16 protein-coding genes are annotated in these 16,352 nt (G+C 39.3%); 10 read left to right on the top strand and 6 right to left on the bottom strand.

What is annotated here, in order from left to right; translation table 11 throughout:
• The first annotated feature begins 27 nt into the window (after positions 1-27).
• The 5 genes from ACSLUF_RS12105 (at position 28) to ACSLUF_RS12125 (ending at position 3,742) form a co-directional block, all read left to right on the top strand.
• A complete protein-coding gene (locus ACSLUF_RS12105) occupies positions 28-207 on the top strand; it encodes a hypothetical protein (protein WP_435623045.1) in 180 nt (59 codons plus the stop codon).
• 16 nt (positions 208-223) lie between these two features.
• Positions 224-598 carry a fluoride efflux transporter CrcB gene (gene crcB, locus ACSLUF_RS12110; protein WP_435623046.1) on the top strand — a complete coding sequence of 125 codons (375 nt, stop codon included), beginning with the start codon at positions 224-226 and terminating at the stop codon, positions 596-598.
• Positions 599-867: 269 nt separating this feature from the next.
• A complete protein-coding gene (locus ACSLUF_RS12115) occupies positions 868-1,206 on the top strand; it encodes a P-II family nitrogen regulator (protein WP_435623047.1) in 339 nt (112 codons plus the stop codon).
• A gap of 29 nt (positions 1,207-1,235) precedes the next feature.
• On the top strand, positions 1,236-2,492 hold the full coding sequence (locus ACSLUF_RS12120; RefSeq protein WP_435623048.1) for an ammonium transporter: 1,257 nt from the start codon (positions 1,236-1,238) through the stop codon (positions 2,490-2,492).
• Positions 2,493-2,599: 107 nt separating this feature from the next.
• Positions 2,600-3,742 (top strand): outer membrane beta-barrel protein, encoded by a 1,143-nt coding sequence (locus ACSLUF_RS12125; RefSeq protein ID WP_435623049.1) that lies wholly within the window; start codon positions 2,600-2,602, stop codon positions 3,740-3,742.
• A 47-nt stretch (positions 3,743-3,789) separates the two neighbouring features.
• Here ACSLUF_RS12125 and ACSLUF_RS12130 read toward each other — a convergent pair whose 3' ends face one another.
• On the bottom strand, positions 3,790-4,428 hold the full coding sequence (locus ACSLUF_RS12130) for a DUF1684 domain-containing protein (RefSeq protein ID WP_435623050.1): 639 nt from the start codon (positions 4,426-4,428) through the stop codon (positions 3,790-3,792).
• A gap of 78 nt (positions 4,429-4,506) precedes the next feature.
• Here ACSLUF_RS12130 and ACSLUF_RS12135 point away from each other — a divergent pair, with 78 nt between their 5' ends.
• The gene (locus ACSLUF_RS12135; RefSeq protein ID WP_435623051.1) at positions 4,507-5,244 is read left to right on the top strand and encodes a DJ-1/PfpI family protein; all 738 of its coding nucleotides are present in this window, start codon (positions 4,507-4,509) and stop codon (positions 5,242-5,244) included.
• Here ACSLUF_RS12135 and ACSLUF_RS12140 read toward each other — a convergent pair.
• Complete coding sequence (locus ACSLUF_RS12140; protein ID WP_435623052.1) at positions 5,231-6,643, bottom strand: alpha/beta hydrolase; 1,413 nt, start codon at positions 6,641-6,643, stop codon at positions 5,231-5,233. The genes ACSLUF_RS12135 and ACSLUF_RS12140 overlap by 14 nt on opposite strands.
• A gap of 79 nt (positions 6,644-6,722) precedes the next feature.
• Complete coding sequence (locus ACSLUF_RS12145; protein ID WP_435623053.1) at positions 6,723-7,163, bottom strand: Lrp/AsnC family transcriptional regulator; 441 nt, start codon at positions 7,161-7,163, stop codon at positions 6,723-6,725.
• A 97-nt stretch (positions 7,164-7,260) separates the two neighbouring features.
• On the opposite strand from ACSLUF_RS12145, the gene ACSLUF_RS12150 reads away from it, so the two are divergent.
• The gene (locus tag ACSLUF_RS12150) at positions 7,261-7,689 is read left to right on the top strand and encodes a hypothetical protein (RefSeq protein ID WP_435623054.1); all 429 of its coding nucleotides are present in this window, start codon (positions 7,261-7,263) and stop codon (positions 7,687-7,689) included.
• 12 nt (positions 7,690-7,701) lie between these two features.
• Here the strand turns inward: ACSLUF_RS12150 and ACSLUF_RS12155 are convergent, their stop codons facing one another.
• On the bottom strand, positions 7,702-11,160 hold the full coding sequence (locus tag ACSLUF_RS12155) for a methylmalonyl-CoA mutase family protein (RefSeq protein ID WP_435623055.1): 3,459 nt from the start codon (positions 11,158-11,160) through the stop codon (positions 7,702-7,704).
• A gap of 142 nt (positions 11,161-11,302) precedes the next feature.
• On the opposite strand from ACSLUF_RS12155, the gene purU reads away from it, so the two are divergent.
• The 3 genes from purU to ACSLUF_RS12170 all read left to right on the top strand — a co-directional run bounded on the left by purU (position 11,303) and on the right by ACSLUF_RS12170 (position 14,813).
• Complete coding sequence (gene purU / locus ACSLUF_RS12160; RefSeq protein ID WP_435623056.1) at positions 11,303-12,148, top strand: formyltetrahydrofolate deformylase; 846 nt, start codon at positions 11,303-11,305, stop codon at positions 12,146-12,148.
• Positions 12,149-12,216: 68 nt separating this feature from the next.
• Entirely contained in the window at positions 12,217-12,930 is a 714-nt protein-coding gene (locus tag ACSLUF_RS12165; RefSeq protein WP_435623057.1) for a DUF4197 domain-containing protein, read from the top strand.
• Between the two features lie 356 nt (positions 12,931-13,286).
• Positions 13,287-14,813, top strand: coding sequence for a helix-turn-helix domain-containing protein (locus ACSLUF_RS12170; RefSeq protein WP_435623058.1), 1,527 nt, complete (start codon positions 13,287-13,289; stop codon positions 14,811-14,813).
• A 168-nt stretch (positions 14,814-14,981) separates the two neighbouring features.
• Here ACSLUF_RS12170 and ACSLUF_RS12175 read toward each other — a convergent pair whose 3' ends face one another.
• Positions 14,982-15,485 carry a hypothetical protein gene (locus tag ACSLUF_RS12175; RefSeq protein WP_435623059.1) on the bottom strand — a complete coding sequence of 168 codons (504 nt, stop codon included), beginning with the start codon at positions 15,483-15,485 and terminating at the stop codon, positions 14,982-14,984.
• Positions 15,486-15,492: 7 nt separating this feature from the next.
• On the bottom strand, positions 15,493-16,275 hold the full coding sequence (locus tag ACSLUF_RS12180) for an alpha/beta fold hydrolase (RefSeq protein WP_435623060.1): 783 nt from the start codon (positions 16,273-16,275) through the stop codon (positions 15,493-15,495).
• Positions 16,276-16,352 lie beyond the last annotated feature (77 nt).

Consider the following 16,352-nt stretch of genomic DNA (forward strand, 5'->3'; position numbering starts at 1 on the left):
TTTTGTTTTAGAATAACCTCTGAATAAATGATAGCTTTTTTTTCTATTCTATTCATTCTGCTTGCCATAAACGCTATGTTGTTGATTTTCAGTGTTAATGGAGCAAGAGAAAGATTCAGCAAACCCATTCGAAAAATTTCAGAATCATCGGTTACCAATTTCCTAGCTAAGGAATCTGCTGAAACTAAGTACAAAAAGGCCGTATAGTTTGTACCTTTAAGGTATGAAACAGGCCCTTCTTGTTTTTCTGGGCGGTGGCTTAGGAAGCATGCTTCGTTATCTTATTTCAAAGCCTCTTAATTCCCTGAACGACTCTTTCTATCTAGGCACGTTCACCGTAAACATTTTGGGTTGTCTTCTTATCGGTATGGTCATGGGTCTCGCTTCCAAAAACCAACTATTCTCCCAACAGGGTATTCTTTTTTTCGCCACTGGTATATGTGGGGGGTTCACAACGTTCTCGGCATTTGCATTTGAAAAGCACTCTTTTTTAAAGGATGGAGCATTTCTTCCCTTTCTGATTTATCTCGCTTCAAGTATTGTAATAGGTATTCTTGCGGTAGCAATTGGGGCATGGCTAGTTCGATTTTTCAATTAGTTATAAAATTACTTTTTTCTGTTAATTTTTGTTAAAATCTGCACATTTTTCATAAAAAGCACCCTTTGTCGATGGATTATTAGGTTTTCCATCTTCATATATTAAGAAAAAATCATCAAATCTTTAAAAAAACTATTTTTAAAATCACATACCCCTAAAAAAGTAGGGGTATTTTTTTTATACAAATAAAAATACTCTACACAACCTATAATTTTTCATGGTCTCCTGTCAATTCATATATATTTGACCCATCAATTAACTACTTAAATATGAAAAAAGTCGAGGCAATTATCAGAAAATCCAAATTTGATGAGGTGAAAAAAGCACTTCATGAAATTGAGGTAAACTTCTTCAGTTACTGGGATGTAACTGGGGTTGGAAATGAAAAACAGGGCCACGTGTATCGTGGTATTTCGTACAGCACTACCGATATCCAGAGAAGATATTTGGTCATTGTGGTTTCAGACGATTTTTTGGAACGTACCGTGAACACCTTACTTGATGCTGCAGCAACAGGAAATGTAGGGGACGGTAAGATATTCGTTTCAGATGTCATGGAAGCCTACCGAATAAGAACCAAAGAAAGCGGTAGCGCAGGTATTAACTAAGATAAAAACTAACTAACAATATTTAGATTATGGACGCAGGATTATTTACAGCGAACAACGTATGGATGATGGTTTGTACCGGCCTTGTGTTTTTTATGCACTTGGGATTCTCCTTTTTGGAAATCGGTCTTACCCGTCAAAAAAATACAGTAAACATACTTTTTAAGAATGTATTTATTATATGTGTTGGATTACTCCTTTATTATGTAGGAGGATTCAATTTGATGTATCCTGGATTTGAAGATGGGGATGCGGGATTTTTGAAATTTGCAGGATTTGGTATTGCAGCTCCTGAAGGTGGTATGACCCCTGATTACGCAGATGGCGGGTATACTTGGTGGACAGATTTCTTGTTCCAAGGTATGTTTGCAGCAACAGCAGCCACTATTGTATCTGGAGCAGTGGCAGAACGTATCAAGTTAGGAAGCTTCATGGTTTTCACCATTATTTATGTAGGCCTTGTATATCCTATTGTAGGTTCTTGGCAATGGGGTGGTGGTTTCCTTTCTTCCCTTTCCTATGGGGAAGCAGAAGGATTCTATGACTTTGCAGGTTCCACATTGGTACATTCCGTTGGTGGATGGGGAGCTTTGATTGCCATATTCCTTCTGGGTGCCCGTATTGGGAAATTCGGTGAGGATGGAAAGCCCAAAGCGATTCCTGGTCACAATCTACCTCTTACGGCAGCCGGTGTGCTTATCCTTTGGTTAGGATGGTTCGGGTTTAATGGTGGCTCTGTGCTTTCCGCAGATCCTGAATTGACCTCATTGGTATTGGTGACCACTTCTTTGGCAGCAGCGGCTGGAGGTGTATCTGCATTTATCACATCTTTCTTTGCATATAAGAACTTTGACTTGACGATGTTCCTTAATGGTATTTTGGGAGGTTTAGTAGGTATTACAGCTGGGGCTGACCAAATGTCTCCAAATGAAGCGGTTATTATTGGACTATTGGCAGGTATTATTATTGTCGCTGGTGTGGCCCTTATTGACAAGCTAAAGCTGGATGACCCAGTAGGTGCAGTAGCAGTTCACCTTATCTGTGGAATCTGGGGAACTTTGGCAGTTGGTATCTTCGGACAAATGGCCGGATTCGACCAATTCTTGGTACAGTTGGCTGGTGTAGGTGCTGCAGCAACCTTCTGTAGTGTAACCGGATTTATCATCTTATTCGTCATTAAAAAAGTAGCAGGTCTCAGGGTTTCCGAAAAAGAAGAATTGGAAGGCTTGGATATCCACGAACATGGTATGGATGCCTATGCTGACTTTAGAATGAACCAGCACTAAAAAAGGAACGGAGCGTTTGGCAGAACGCTCCGTAGTATAACCTTTTCACAAAGTAAACTCAACAAAACAATTAAACGTTCCGAAAGGAACCCTAAAAGAATGTAATTATGAAAACGATTATAAACACAAAGTACATAAAAAATTTAGCTTTTGCAGCATTGGCATTGGTGTCTGTAATGGCTGTTGCCCAAGAAGAAGAGGAAGAGAAAAAGTTTGAATTCAGTGGTACCGTAGATGCGTATTACCGTGCTAACTTTAACGGTTTAAACAAGGAAGTGCCTGTACTTGGTATAGGTGGTGAACAAGTAGGGACTTTTCTTCCCACTGCCCCAGGAACATCATTTGCGAATGATCCAGGTTTTGCTTTAGGTATGGCTAACTTAATCGCTTCCTATGAAGGGGATAAAGTAGGTTTTGTAGCCGATTTGGTATTTGGACCAAGAGGAGAAGATGCCGTATTTGGTTCTCCGTTCGGTTCTCCAAATATTGTTAACCAGTTGTACGTATATTGGAATGTGAGCGAGAGCACTACGCTTACCTTTGGTAACTTTAATACGTTCTTAGGTTATGAAGTAATTTCTCCAGCATCCAACTTCAATTACAGTACATCTTACATGTTCTCCTACGGACCCTTCTCGCATGCAGGTTTAAAGGCTGATTTTGATTTAGGAAATGAATGGAGTGCCATGTTGGCTATCTTGAATCCGACGGATTTTACAGATATAAATCCTTTTGGTGAACTATCTTTTGGAGCCCAACTGGGTTACTCTGGACAATACTTGAACTTCCTATTTGGAAAGCAAGGTTTTAATGAAGTGTTTGATGGTACAGGTCTTGTGGATACGGATGTATCTTCTTTATTCCAAGTGGATTTTACTGGTGGATTTGATGTATCTGAAGATTTCTTTTTGGGAATCAATGCGACATACCAAGATACTGATGGAGTGGGATTCTATGGAGCGGCCCTTTATCCACAGTACACCACTTCTGAAAATTTTGCTATCGGTTTAAGAGGTGAGTACTTCGCAGCCATGGAAGGTTTTGGAAATGTGGCAGGCATTGGTGCAGATGCAGACGGAGATGCGAATGTAATTGCAGTTACCCTAACTGCCAATGCAAAGGTTGGAGATTTGACCATTATACCTGAAATAAGATTGGACAGTGCTTCTGAGGATGTATTCCTAAACAGCGATTTGGAATTAAATGGAAGTTTAGGTTCCTTCCTGCTTGCCGCAGTATACTCTTTTTAATAATCGAAAAGATACAAATCAAAAAGCCTTACTCGAGTAAGGCTTTTTTATTCCTTCATAAAATCTTTCACTCCTGCTCTCACTTTAGTTCTCAAATAATTTTGCCTTGGCACTAGAGGGCAGGAGTACTTTTTGTTGTACACACAATAGGGATTATAGGCCTTATTAAAATCAATAAGAATAGAATCCCCTTCCGGAATGGTCAAATCAATATAGCGGCCGCCTCCATAAGTTTCCTCACCGTTCGTCTCGTCGGAAAAAGGTAAAAACAGATAATTTTTATATTGTGGTTGCGTCATTAAAGCTGGTGTTTGATAAATCTCCAATTGATGCGGTTCTCCATTCAATTCAAAATGAGCAATCCCATAAACCACTTCCATAGTTTTGTCACCTGTAGTTGTGGGCATAAAAAAAGGTTCAGCTTCTGGCGTCCTTTCAAATCGAGCCATAATCCTGTAGGAAACATCCGGGGTAAAAAAAGAAAGGGATTCAAAATTCTTTCGCAGTCTATCCGGTAAAGGAGACGTTTTGGGGTCTTTGAATGTTGCGTTCAATTCCTTTTGAAAATCAACTATCTCCTGTAATTCAGAAGAAGATGCACTAATTTGAGGTTGTTCATCATGGTACTTTTTCCCACCATGACATGATGCCAAAATTAGAATTACCAAAAGCCAATATCTTTTCATATTCTTTTTATTTCTTAACCAAGGGACAAATCAAAGGTAATGCTATCTTGCAACACACATTTACATTAATTATCGGCCATGTCAAACAGATTTCTATTTTGGGCTCTTTCCCTTTCTTTAATTTGTTGTTCCCCGAAACAAGAGCAATTAAATGACAAAGAACAAACTCTCCGGAAGCTTCCAGATCTAAAACCAGATAGATACAATGTTGCTTTTTTGATTATGGATGGGGTTTACAACACTGAATTTACCGCTCCTTTTGATATTTTTCAGCATACCCAGTATAGAGAGAATATCAAGGCCATGAATACTTTTACCGTGGCTAATACCTTGAAACCCATCACCTCATTTGAGGGGGTTCGTATATTGCCGGATTATGACTACACCCAAGATTCCATTCCACAAATAGATATATTGGTGGTTCCAAGTGCCGAGCATCATTTAGATAGCGATTTGAAGGACAGCATTATGCTCAATTTTGTTAGGAAAGTTGATAAAAGTGCCTTATTCATGACTTCGCATTGTGATGGCGCTTTTGTATTGGCAAAAGCTGGGCTTTTAAATGAGGTTCTTTCTACAACCTTTCCCAGCGATATCGATACCTATCGCAAAATGTTTCCTCAACTCCAGGTAAAGGACAGTGTTCTTTTCGTTCATGATGGCAAATACATTACCTCTGCGGGCGGGGCAAAAAGCTTTGAAGCCGCACTATATCTTTGCGAACACTTATATGGAAAAGAAATTGCGGAGTCCTTAGCCGGGGGTCTTGTGATAGATTGGGACTTAAACGAAGTACCCAAAGTTATTCCTCAATAATTTTATAACGGGCGCCCTTCAAATATTTTGATATTAGGGCATTAAACTTTGGATTGATTCGAAGTAAAGCCGTGTTTTCCAGACTGTAAAGTCTATCTATATCTTTAAATCCAGCCTTAAGAGCTTCTTCCAAATAGAAAAGCGAAGTCCCGAAATCCTCATTTTTGGCGCTGAGGGCGATAATATTCATGTAAAAATCAAAATTATCGGGTTCCGTAATCGTTTTTAACATATATAGGAAAGCCAAGGCATCCTCATCAATTATAGCATCGGATTGAACCAATTCAATGTTATCTTCGGCCAGCGCATTTACAAATCCCTTTAGGCGATTTCCCAGTTGCTTTTCAAGTACGGAACTTCCATTAATATATTTGTCCAGTTCTGTCATTTGGTAATTCCACCAACCCAAATTATTGAAATTGTGGGTTCTGATATCCTCTTCGATGTCATAGGCGTATTCATCCTTTAACAGGGACTCTTTAAAGAAAGAGGTGTTTTCTGCCCTTCGCATGGTCTTAAATGTCTTACTTTTTCTGACCTCTTTGAGTATTTGACGTAAAGAATCCAAATTTTTGTGGACACCATAGATGGAAAGCATTTCCCCAAGGTATTGTTCGGCCAGAAGCATGTTCTGCTTACTTCGCAGTGCATTCACTTTTTGTATGTCTTTAGCATATGCATCCTTGATGTACAAGGAATCCTTCGGGATTTCCTTTTTCCCCATGGCCCTCAGAGTAAATATTTGAAGGGCTTTATGAATTAGAGGACCGTTAGGTGCCTCATTGTTCTCATCGAAAACCAGCAATTGATTTGGAAACTTAATTCGATTCAATACTTTTTCCGTAGCCAACAGGTCCTTATAGGCATAATTGTTTTTGCCTACTATCCCTATAAAATGAAATGGTCGTTTAAGATTTAAAACTTCAGTGTTGGGTATGGAGCTACCTATTGAAATTACCCCATTAATCACATTCAAAAACAACGGAGTTAAGGAAGCATACCTACCTGCCGATTCTTTACCAGCAACATAAATTCGAGTCTTTTGAATGGGCAATATTTGCGAAACACGTTCCAAAACCTGACCTGTTTTAATCATGTTTTTAGTCAGACTCAAGGAATCATTAATATCGACAGCTGCCATTATATATCCTTCTTTTTCTGCTGCCCGGACAAACCATGATACGGTTTCCTTTTCCTTTTTGTCCAAATCAATCACCAGAAGCAAGGGCCAATTGGTTTCAGTCTCAAATTTTCTCGGAAGATATAGGGAAAAGGTATCTGGAATGGAATCATTAATTTTTAAAGAATCGATGATCTTCCCTTTTTTCAGAACTAACTGTTGCCCTAAGCCCATTTGAACAATAAGACAGGCCAAAAGAACGAGAAGGTTTTTTTTCATAGCATTTTCATAACAAAAATCCGGCCAAAACCCGAATCCAAGAAAACATTTTAAAGTTACACTATTATCCAGAGGAAACCTAGTTGACTTTTATCGGGGAGTTCGTGATAACGTCCGACAATACAATATGGGTGCGACATTCACCATAAATAATTAGCGCGTCGATAAACTCTTCGAGATGTTTCTGATCTTTAAGAATAACTTCCATAATAATGTTTTCATTTCCAGTTATTCGATAGCAGTTCACTATTTCATCAAAGGTCTTGACCTTTTCCAGAAAAGGTTTCAGCTTCCCAAGAAATGCTTTAAGCATAATCACGGCTTTTAACTGATGCCCCAAATGTACATGTGAAAGCTGGGCGTGGTAGCCCTCAATAATTCCGGCATCTTCCATTTTCTTAACCCTTTCTGCAACCGCTGGCGGAGTGAGGCCTACTTTTCGTCCAATACTTGACAAAGACTCTCTGGAATCAAGTTGCAAACAGTTAAGGATTTCCCAATTTAATTTGTCTATTTTCATATTTAAGTAAAAGTAATCAATAAACTTAAAATTGAAAGCAAAAGTATTTCAATACTTTAAAAAGAAAACTGTAATTCGGGTATTCATTTTTAATTTTATGAGTACAAAATTGCTAAAAAAGAATATGGAATCTGCCTCTTTTGATTCTCAGAAAATGTACAGTCAATCCTTGGCCCTTCAGGATTTAAGTAAAGCTATTGCTTCTTACTTCTCGTCAGGACGTGAGGCTTTTGTTCGTAAACGATATGGCAGTTTTCGCGATGATATCTCTAAATCGTTGGTGGCGGACGCCACCTTGATTTCCAAACAAATTCGTCTCGCATCTTCCAGCAGTTCTTATAGTACCCGAATGAAGAGTTTGGCCTTTATCAACATTATGACCCAAAACATTTTGGCATATTGTAACGGATTGGAAAGAGATGGGGTTAAGGAAAAAGAGTATCTGAACCTTCTACGCCGAGAGATTAAAAGCTTTAGAATTTCATTCAAAAAATGGAGAAAATCATTCCACAACGGAATGGACTAGTTTCCTCCACACTCACATGTTTCTTCTATATTGACCGCCCACCTCGAAAAGTGCTTTAGTAATTTGACCTAAGGAACAATACTTGGCGACTTCCATTAAGATATCAAACATATTTCCATTCTGAACAGCTACTTGCTGTAACGCATGAAGTTGTTCATGAGCTTCTTTCTCATTCCCCTTATGTAAATTCCCAAGCGTTTGGATTTGATCTCTTTTCTCCTCCTCCGTGGCCCTAATTACCTCACTAGGTAAAACGGTAGGCGAACCCTTGGAACTTAAGAAAGTATTGACACCAATAATTGGATATTCACCGGTATGCTTCAAAGTTTCATAGTACAGGCTTTCTTCCTGTATTTTAGACCTTTGATACATCGTTTCCATAGCACCCAATACACCACCTCTTTCTGTAATTCTATCGAATTCCAAGAGAACAGCTTCCTCAACTAAATCTGTCAACTCTTCAATGATGAAAGACCCTTGTATTGGGTTTTCGTTTTTGGCAAGTCCCAATTCTTTGTTGATAATCAATTGGATGGCCATTGCTCTTCTCACAGATTCCTCGGTGGGTGTGGTAATCGCCTCATCATAAGCATTGGTGTGCAAGGAGTTACAGTTGTCATAGATAGCATACAGAGCCTGCAGCGTAGTTCGAATATCATTAAAATCAATTTCTTGCGCATGAAGACTACGACCCGAAGTCTGTATATGATACTTGAGCATCTGCGCCCTAGGGTCAGCCCCATATTTATCCCGTAGAGCTTTTGCCCAAATCCTTCTGGCTACGCGTCCAATCACGGCATATTCGGGATCAACTCCGTTGGAAAAGAAAAAAGAGAGGTTTGCACCGAATTTGTTAATATCCATTCCCCTACTCAAGTAATATTCAACATAAGTAAATCCGTTGCTGAGGGTAAAAGCCAATTGCGTAATTGGATTAGCCCCAGCCTCTGCTATGTGGTACCCAGAAATGGATACGGAGTAAAAATTGCGAACCTGTTTTTCAATAAAGTATTCCTGAACATCACCCATCAAGCGCAAGGCGAACTCCGTAGAGAAAATACAGGTATTTTGTGCCTGGTCTTCCTTTAAAATATCTGCTTGTACCGTACCTCTTACTTGGGAAAGGGTGTTTAATTTAATCTCCTGATATACCTCCAATGGCAAAACCATATCCCCAGTTACCCCGAGGAGCATTAATCCCAAGCCATTGTTCCCCTCCGGAAGCTCCCCATTATATTTAGGTCTCGGGACTCCTTTTTTCTTGTAAAGGGCATCAATCTTTGCACTTACCCGTTTTTCCAACCCGTTTTCCTGGATGTACTTCTCACAGTTCTGATCTATGGCGGCATTCAGAAAAAATGCCAAAAGCATCGGTGCGGGACCATTTATGGTCATACTTACCGAAGTCATGGGGTTGCTTAAATCAAATCCCGAGTATAGTTTTTTGGCATCATCCAAACAGCAAATGGATACCCCTGAATTTCCTATTTTTCCATAGATATCAGGTCGCTCATCCGGATCACTTCCATAAAGTGTGACCGAATCAAAAGCAGTGGACAACCTTTTTGCTGGCATATCCAAACTCACATAGTGAAATCTTTTGTTGGTTCTTTCCGGAGCGCCTTCCCCGGCAAACATACGGGTAGGGTCTTCCCCCACTCTTTTAAAAGGATACAAACCCGAGGTATAGGGAAACGCACCAGGTACATTTTCCTGAAGCATCCATCGCAGCAAATCGCCCCATGCTTGGTATTTAGGTAAAGCTACTTTGGGAATTTCACTGTGGGACAGCGATTTGGTGTGGGTGTCAATATTGACTTCTTTACCCCGCACTTTAAAGGTGTATACCGGATTTTTGTAGCGGGCTACGTTCTCTTCCCAATGTAAGATTAAATCCCAGTTGTATGGGTCAAGATTCATTTTGACGGCGTCAAATTCCTTAATGAGAAGTTCCAACAGCTCTTTATTATCCTTCTTCTCGCATGCCTTCCATATTTTGTCTTCATCCAAGCCTGATTTGGATAGGAATTGAGTTTGTCCCTCTGCTAAATCAAGCTCAGCCATAGAGGCCAAGGTCATGAAAATACCAAACAACTTCTGGGCAGTCTGAGCCTGAGCATTCGCTCTTAAATCATATGCTCTATTGTTCTCTGAAATCTCGGATAAATACCGGGTACGTGCGGGTGGGATTACAAAAACCTTGTCCATCATTTCCGAGGACACTTCAAACTTTGAGATAAGACCTGAATCTGCCTTTGTCACCAAAGTTTCCATAACAGCTTTATAAAGCTTGTTCATGCCTGGGTCATTGAACTGTGAGGCAATTGTGCCATAAATGGGCATGTCATCCATAGGGGTATCCCAAAGTCCATGATTGCGCATATATTGCTTTTTCACATCGCGAATTGCATCCAGAGCACCCCTTTTGTCGAATTTGTTGATAGCGACCAAGTCCGCAAAATCCAGCATGTCAATTTTCTCCAACTGTGTTGCTGCTCCAAATTCCGGTGTCATCACATATAGGGAAACATCGCTATGCTCCAAGATTTCTGTATCCGATTGACCAATACCGGAGGTTTCCAAGATAATCAGGTCGTAATGCGCTGCTTTTAGAATTTCCACAGCCTCGGATACGTGCTTGGAGAGTGCCAAATTAGACTGTCTTGTAGCCAGAGAACGCATATATACCCTGCCATTGTTGATGGCATTCATGCGAATTCTATCTCCCAATAGGGCACCTCCTGTTTTTCTTTTTGAAGGATCAACCGAAATAATCCCAATATGCTTATCTGGAAAATCAGCTAGAAATCTGCGTACCAGTTCATCTACCAAGCTTGACTTTCCAGCGCCTCCTGTTCCAGTAATACCCAAAACCGGAACCTTTGCCTTGGAATTGGCAATCTGTTTTTGAAAGTTTGAATACAGTTTAGGTTTGTTCTCTGCCAAAGAAATTAATCGGGCAATGGTATTTGGATGTTTTTCTTTTAGAAGATTGGAAAGGTCCTTCCCTTCTGGCACACAAATGTCGGGAACTCCGACATCGCTTCGATGCACCAAATCATTAATCATTCCCTGAAGACCCATTTCCCTGCCATCGTCAGGGGAATAAATCCGTTCAATGCCATAGTCCATTAATTCCTCAATTTCCTTGGGTAGGATAACACCGCCTCCGCCACCAAAGATTTTGATTTGTCCAGCTTTTCTTTCGTTAAGTAAATCAAACATATATTTGAAATACTCATTGTGACCTCCTTGATACGACGTCATGGCAATGGCATTGGCATCCTCTTGTATGGCGCAGTTCACTACCTCCGCAACACTTCTGTCGTGCCCTAAATGTATTACTTCAACACCGGTCGCCTGAATTATACGGCGCATAATATTTATGGCTGCATCATGGCCATCAAAAAGGGAAGCTGCGGTAACGATTCGTATTTTATTTTTGGGCAGGTAGGGCTTAGATTGCTCCATTGTTAATTTAAGGTCAAAATTTCACCTGCAATTTACGGAAAATGCAACAAATTTTTGATTTTGATTCATTTTTTATAAAAACATTAATGGGATTCCATTACTTTTTTTTGATATCATAATTTTGAGGCCTAATCCTTATCCAATGAAACTGATAATTCTAATACATTGCCCCGATCAGCCCGGAATTATACATTCGACGACCGGTTTTATTGCCAATATTGGTGGGAACGTGGTTTACTTGGATCAACATGTGGATAAACAGGCAGAAGTTTTTTTTATGCGCTTGGAGTGCGAATTCCAAAAAGAGCTGGATTTGTCCATTTTTAAGGACAATTTTGCTCAAATTGCCTCACAGTATACCATGCAATGGAATGTGTATACCGATACGGAAAAGCCAAAAATGGCACTCTTTGTTTCCAAATACAATCATTGTCTGTATGACTTGTTGAGCCGATATCAGTCTGGCGAACTTTGGGTTGATATTCCTTTTATTCTAAGTAACCATAGTGTTTTGGAATACATTGGAAAACAGTTTCAAATTCCTTACTATCATATTCCGGTTACTAAAGAGACCAAAGAAGAAGCAGAAATTGAACAATTGCGCTACCTGATGGAACACAAGGTCGATTTTATTGTATTGGCCCGATATATGCAAATCGTATCCGCTAAAATCATAGATCAGTTCCCAAATAGGATAATTAATATCCATCACTCCTTTTTACCTGCCTTTGCGGGTGCGAAACCCTATCACGCCGCTTTTAATCGCGGAGTAAAAATCATAGGAGCTACAAGTCATTATGTGACCGAAGAGTTGGATGCGGGTCCAATTATCGAACAAGATGTTGCAACGGTATCCCATACCCATTCTGTAAAAGATTTTATTGCTAAAGGAAGGGATTTGGAGAAAATTGTCTTGGCTAGGGCTGTCAAACTGCATTTAACCAGAAAGACCATGGTTTATAACAACAAGACTGTTGTTTTTTCTTGATTTTAGATTAAAGTAGAGCATTTCTTACTGAGAAAATGTACATTAAGGCCCCTTAAACACTTATCCATATGAAACGAATACTCTTACTTTCATTTTTTATTTTGACGACATCGGCGTGCACTGAGCTTCAGCAGGTGGTTAATCAACTTCCGCAGGGAACTACAGGTATTGGTAATGCCGAAATTGCGCAGGGCTTGCGAGAAGCACTTGACCAAGGTATCGACAAACAGGTTCAAAAGCTTTCCTTGAAAGATGGTTTTTTCAAAAATGAGTTAGTGAAAATACTGCTACCGGAGGAGCTAAAAAAAGTGGATAAAACACTTCGAGACGTTGGTCTTGGAAACTTAGCCGATGAAGGTTTACGCATATTGAATCGAGCAGCTGAAGATGCGGTGGGAGAAGCTACTCCAATTTTTGTTGATGCCGTCAAGGGTATAACCTTTGGTGATGCCAAACAGATTCTACTTGGTGCGGATAATGCAGCAACGCAATACCTACAGCAATCCACAAGTTCGGAACTTTACAACAAGTTTAGACCTAGAATAGAAAATTCTTTTAAAAAAGTGGGCGCAGATAAAATTTGGAACTCACTGATTACCAAGTATAATACACTACCATTGACCAATGATGTAAATCCAAATCTTACGGAATATGTTACCCAAGAAGCTTTGGAAGGAGTATACACTATGATTGCCGTAGAAGAGAAAGAAATCAGAACCAAATTATCCTCAAGGACCACTGATTTATTGCGAAAAGTTTTTGCGCTCCAAGATAGGCAATAATAATTCTTAGATGCACAATATCAAGCAAGTACCCCCGTTATACTTATAGCACAACAAGAGAATTATAACAAATTCCTAAAGTTAAATTAACCTCTGAAAGCTGGTTAAAAGGGAATTTTGTAAACAATTATCTGAGTTAGCATTTTTTTGAGTTAGTTAGTTTTAACCGGTGTTCGCACCGGTTTTTTTGTTTTAAAAATATGATTTTCAATAGTTTATATTAATCTGAAAATTCTCTCAGAACTATTTTCCAAGAAGTAAACTATTATCGGGAATTACGGGATTTAAGACATTTTTAACAGCTTAGGTGTGTTAAATAAGTAAATTGATTGGGAGCTAATTCAATCAATCAAAAAATGCCGCGACCAATAGTCATATTTGTCCTGTCATTGTACACACTTTTTGGATACGCCAACCATACTCCTGCAAGGGAGAAGGCTTTGGCCAAATCTATCGTTTCCTTTCAAGATTCTATTAAATGGGCTGATTACTTTTATAATATTCAGCGATACCAAAAGGCAATACCTCTCTATCAGAAAAATTTAGAAAATCCCAAAATACCCAAAACCCGTGTTTTAAAGCGATTGGCCCTCAGCCAAGCAGCATTGGAGAATTCAGCAAAATCCACTGAAAACATCAACAAATATCTCCAGTTGGAATTCAATCCCAATTTTTTATTGAATGAAGGCTTTGATTTAATACGGGAAACCAATGAATTTAAACGTATTGAACAACGGGTAATTCCTAAGGTTACGGTATGGTCGGTAGTGCATCTTTTTGTTGCCATAATTGGATTTTACGTTGTACTGCTCATTGGCCTAAATAGACAAATTCAACCGATATCCCGTTTGCTAATAGGTAGCTTCATTTTTATTCATTCCTTTTTTATTCTCCATATTAGCATCAATGCAGCACATTATTTCTTTGCGTATCCTCATACCTATCTAATGTCCACATGGGGCATATTTTTATACGGACCCTTATTGTACTTCTATATCAAAAGAACAGCGCTGAAACATTCCTTTAAGCTTTTGGATATTTTACATTTGGTTCCTACGTTTATTCTTTTTGCCTATCTAATTTCCGAGGTATATACCATGTCCGCCCAAAGCAAGATTGTCCTTATGCTTTCCAGAATGCAGAATGGTTTGGGGCCACAAGATTCCAGTCGTCTTGCCGTTTTTGTGGTTTTAAAAATAATCTCCTTAACCGTTTATGGCTTTTTTATTGGAAGGGCCTATAACAAGGGTAAGAAGCAAGAAAAGCTGGATTCCAAAAGCTTGAAGTGGCAAAAGAATCTCTATATAATCCATATCCTATATGTGCTTACGTATACCGCGTACGGACTCGTCATCATCAATGGATATTCCAATGGATGGCTATATGACATTTCAACAGCGAGTATGGCCCTTATGGTTCTTTATGTTGGATACTCTGCCAATATACAGCCGGATGTTTTTAATGGAGTGTACTCCTTCAACAGCAATAAGTTGTTTCCAAAGTATGAGAAATCAGGATTAACCCCAAGTTTGTCCCTAGAACTAAAAGATAGCCTTGTTCATCTTTTTGCTGAGGATAAAATTTATAAAGAAAATACCATCAACCTGGATATGGTGGCAGAAAAGTTGAATACCACAAGACATAATGCTTCCCAGGTAATCAATGAACACTTCAATGTAAGTTTTCATGAATTTGTAAATATGTATCGAATCAATGAGGCAAAACGACTTCTAATCCATGAGGACGCTAAAAAATTGAACATAATAAACGTGGCCTATGAGGTGGGGTACAACAACAAGGTAACATTTAACAAGGCCTTTAAAAAAGATACAAATCTTACTCCTACCCAATATCAAAGAAACATGGCCGAGTCCGCCAGGTAAAGGTAAACATTGCGCGGATGGGGTAATGGTTTATAAGGTTTAGTGTAACAAATAGGTTGACCGTATATCTTTATCTTAAGAAAAACAGCCCACCATATTCTTCACAAACTGCTTTGTCTCTAGAATTGGGTTTTTTGAATTAGTCAGCAAAAATATCCTTGGGCTGTTTTATTTTCTCTTGTAGAGTCCATCAAAAAGTACCGAAACCACCTCATCTCCTTCAAGCACCTCCCAAAGTTGGCGTACCGTTCCATTTTCATTTTTAAACCAAGTAATTCTATTTTTGAGGGTCTTACCTTCTCTATTGAAATCAGGGGAAGTCATTACCATTTTGTCGCCATCGCGATTTCCTTTTAGCTTTAGAAACCCTCCGGAATTATCAACCCAAAGTTGCTCCCATTGTTTACTGGTTCTGTTATAAAAGTTGACACTGGTGCCGGTATATCCTGGAGTGGCACTTGTCCAATTCTCGCGAAGCACGCATCCCTGCTCTTGTTTGGAAATTGTATTTTCTCCCGCTGGGCTCCCATTGGCATTTGTTACCTCCCATTCTCCCACCCAAAAATCAAATGCAGAATGATCATCGGTACAGCACGGGCAACTATCAGATGTTTGGGCGATCAAACCCCGAAGTACAAAAAGGAATAGGACTAAGATTATTTTTTTCATCATGTTGGATTTATGATGCAGTATATAAATAATCAATTACTTTTTGGTTAAAGATTAGCGGCTGCTCCACGTTTACCACGTGTCCACAATTTTCCACAACAAACAAACTTGATTCTTTGTGGGCTTTAGCTATCTTCCTGATGGTGGGTAAAAACAAATAGTCCTCTCCCCCCATAATGTAAAATGTGGGAATTCGAATATCTGCGCTTCTAAAAAAACGGAGTAAGGGGTTGATTTCAGAAGTGAGTTTAAACCATCGTATAAACTCCTTTTGATATAGTTTTTTCGCTTCCCTAACAAACAGTAGTCGCGACTCCCTGTGATTTTTGTGAGGCATTATAATAAAGGCGAAAAACTTATAGAGCCATAGATAAGGTACCACCGATTTAAAAATAATGCCCAGTCGCATAAGTACCTGGGACCTAAAATTCAGTTTCATTATAGCCCCGCCCATGACCATACTTTTGACTCGATGCGGATAATTTTCTGCTAAATTTCGTATTAGGATAGTGCCTAAGGAAATTCCTATTAAGTGGGACTTTCCTATATTCTCAAAATCCAAGACCTCAACGATATCTTCGGTGATTGAATCGAAGGTGTACCGGTCGCTAAACGCATCCTTTAAATTAGGTTTTGAATTACCATGACCCCGCAAATCCAGAAGAAGCACATTGAAATGCTTTTTGAAGTCCCTAACCTGTTTATACCAAATGGTTGAGCTACCACCGGCCCCATGCACAAAGGTGACCCATTCTTGGGATGTTTTATGCAAATATTTGGTATAATGAAGCACAGGCTCTTTTCGCTAAAAGTACGTTAATTTTTTCCGAAGAAAATGTAAATACTTCCTGATGAAAGTCATTTGATGTT

This window comes from Flagellimonas sp., assembly GCF_965601775.1.
In the GTDB taxonomy this organism is placed as follows: Bacteria; Bacteroidota; Bacteroidia; order Flavobacteriales; family Flavobacteriaceae; genus Flagellimonas.

What these genes read in the sequence shown, in the direction of transcription:
- ACSLUF_RS12105 (WP_435623045.1), top strand. Translation starts at nt 28, where the DNA reads ATGATAGCTTTTTTTTCTATTCTATTCATTCTGCTTGCCATAAACGCT.
- crcB (WP_435623046.1), top strand. Translation starts at nt 224, where the DNA reads ATGAAACAGGCCCTTCTTGTTTTTCTGGGCGGTGGCTTAGGAAGCATG.
- ACSLUF_RS12115 (WP_435623047.1), top strand. Translation starts at nt 868, where the DNA reads ATGAAAAAAGTCGAGGCAATTATCAGAAAATCCAAATTTGATGAGGTG.
- ACSLUF_RS12120 (WP_435623048.1), top strand. Translation starts at nt 1,236, where the DNA reads ATGGACGCAGGATTATTTACAGCGAACAACGTATGGATGATGGTTTGT.
- ACSLUF_RS12125 (WP_435623049.1), top strand. Translation starts at nt 2,600, where the DNA reads ATGAAAACGATTATAAACACAAAGTACATAAAAAATTTAGCTTTTGCA.
- ACSLUF_RS12130 (WP_435623050.1), bottom strand. Translation starts at nt 4,428, where the DNA reads ATGAAAAGATATTGGCTTTTGGTAATTCTAATTTTGGCATCATGTCAT.
- ACSLUF_RS12135 (WP_435623051.1), top strand. Translation starts at nt 4,507, where the DNA reads ATGTCAAACAGATTTCTATTTTGGGCTCTTTCCCTTTCTTTAATTTGT.
- ACSLUF_RS12140 (WP_435623052.1), bottom strand. Translation starts at nt 6,643, where the DNA reads ATGAAAAAAAACCTTCTCGTTCTTTTGGCCTGTCTTATTGTTCAAATG.
- ACSLUF_RS12145 (WP_435623053.1), bottom strand. Translation starts at nt 7,163, where the DNA reads ATGAAAATAGACAAATTAAATTGGGAAATCCTTAACTGTTTGCAACTT.
- ACSLUF_RS12150 (WP_435623054.1), top strand. Translation starts at nt 7,261, where the DNA reads ATGAGTACAAAATTGCTAAAAAAGAATATGGAATCTGCCTCTTTTGAT.
- ACSLUF_RS12155 (WP_435623055.1), bottom strand. Translation starts at nt 11,160, where the DNA reads ATGGAGCAATCTAAGCCCTACCTGCCCAAAAATAAAATACGAATCGTT.
- purU (WP_435623056.1), top strand. Translation starts at nt 11,303, where the DNA reads ATGAAACTGATAATTCTAATACATTGCCCCGATCAGCCCGGAATTATA.
- ACSLUF_RS12165 (WP_435623057.1), top strand. Translation starts at nt 12,217, where the DNA reads ATGAAACGAATACTCTTACTTTCATTTTTTATTTTGACGACATCGGCG.
- ACSLUF_RS12170 (WP_435623058.1), top strand. Translation starts at nt 13,287, where the DNA reads ATGCCGCGACCAATAGTCATATTTGTCCTGTCATTGTACACACTTTTT.
- ACSLUF_RS12175 (WP_435623059.1), bottom strand. Translation starts at nt 15,485, where the DNA reads ATGATGAAAAAAATAATCTTAGTCCTATTCCTTTTTGTACTTCGGGGT.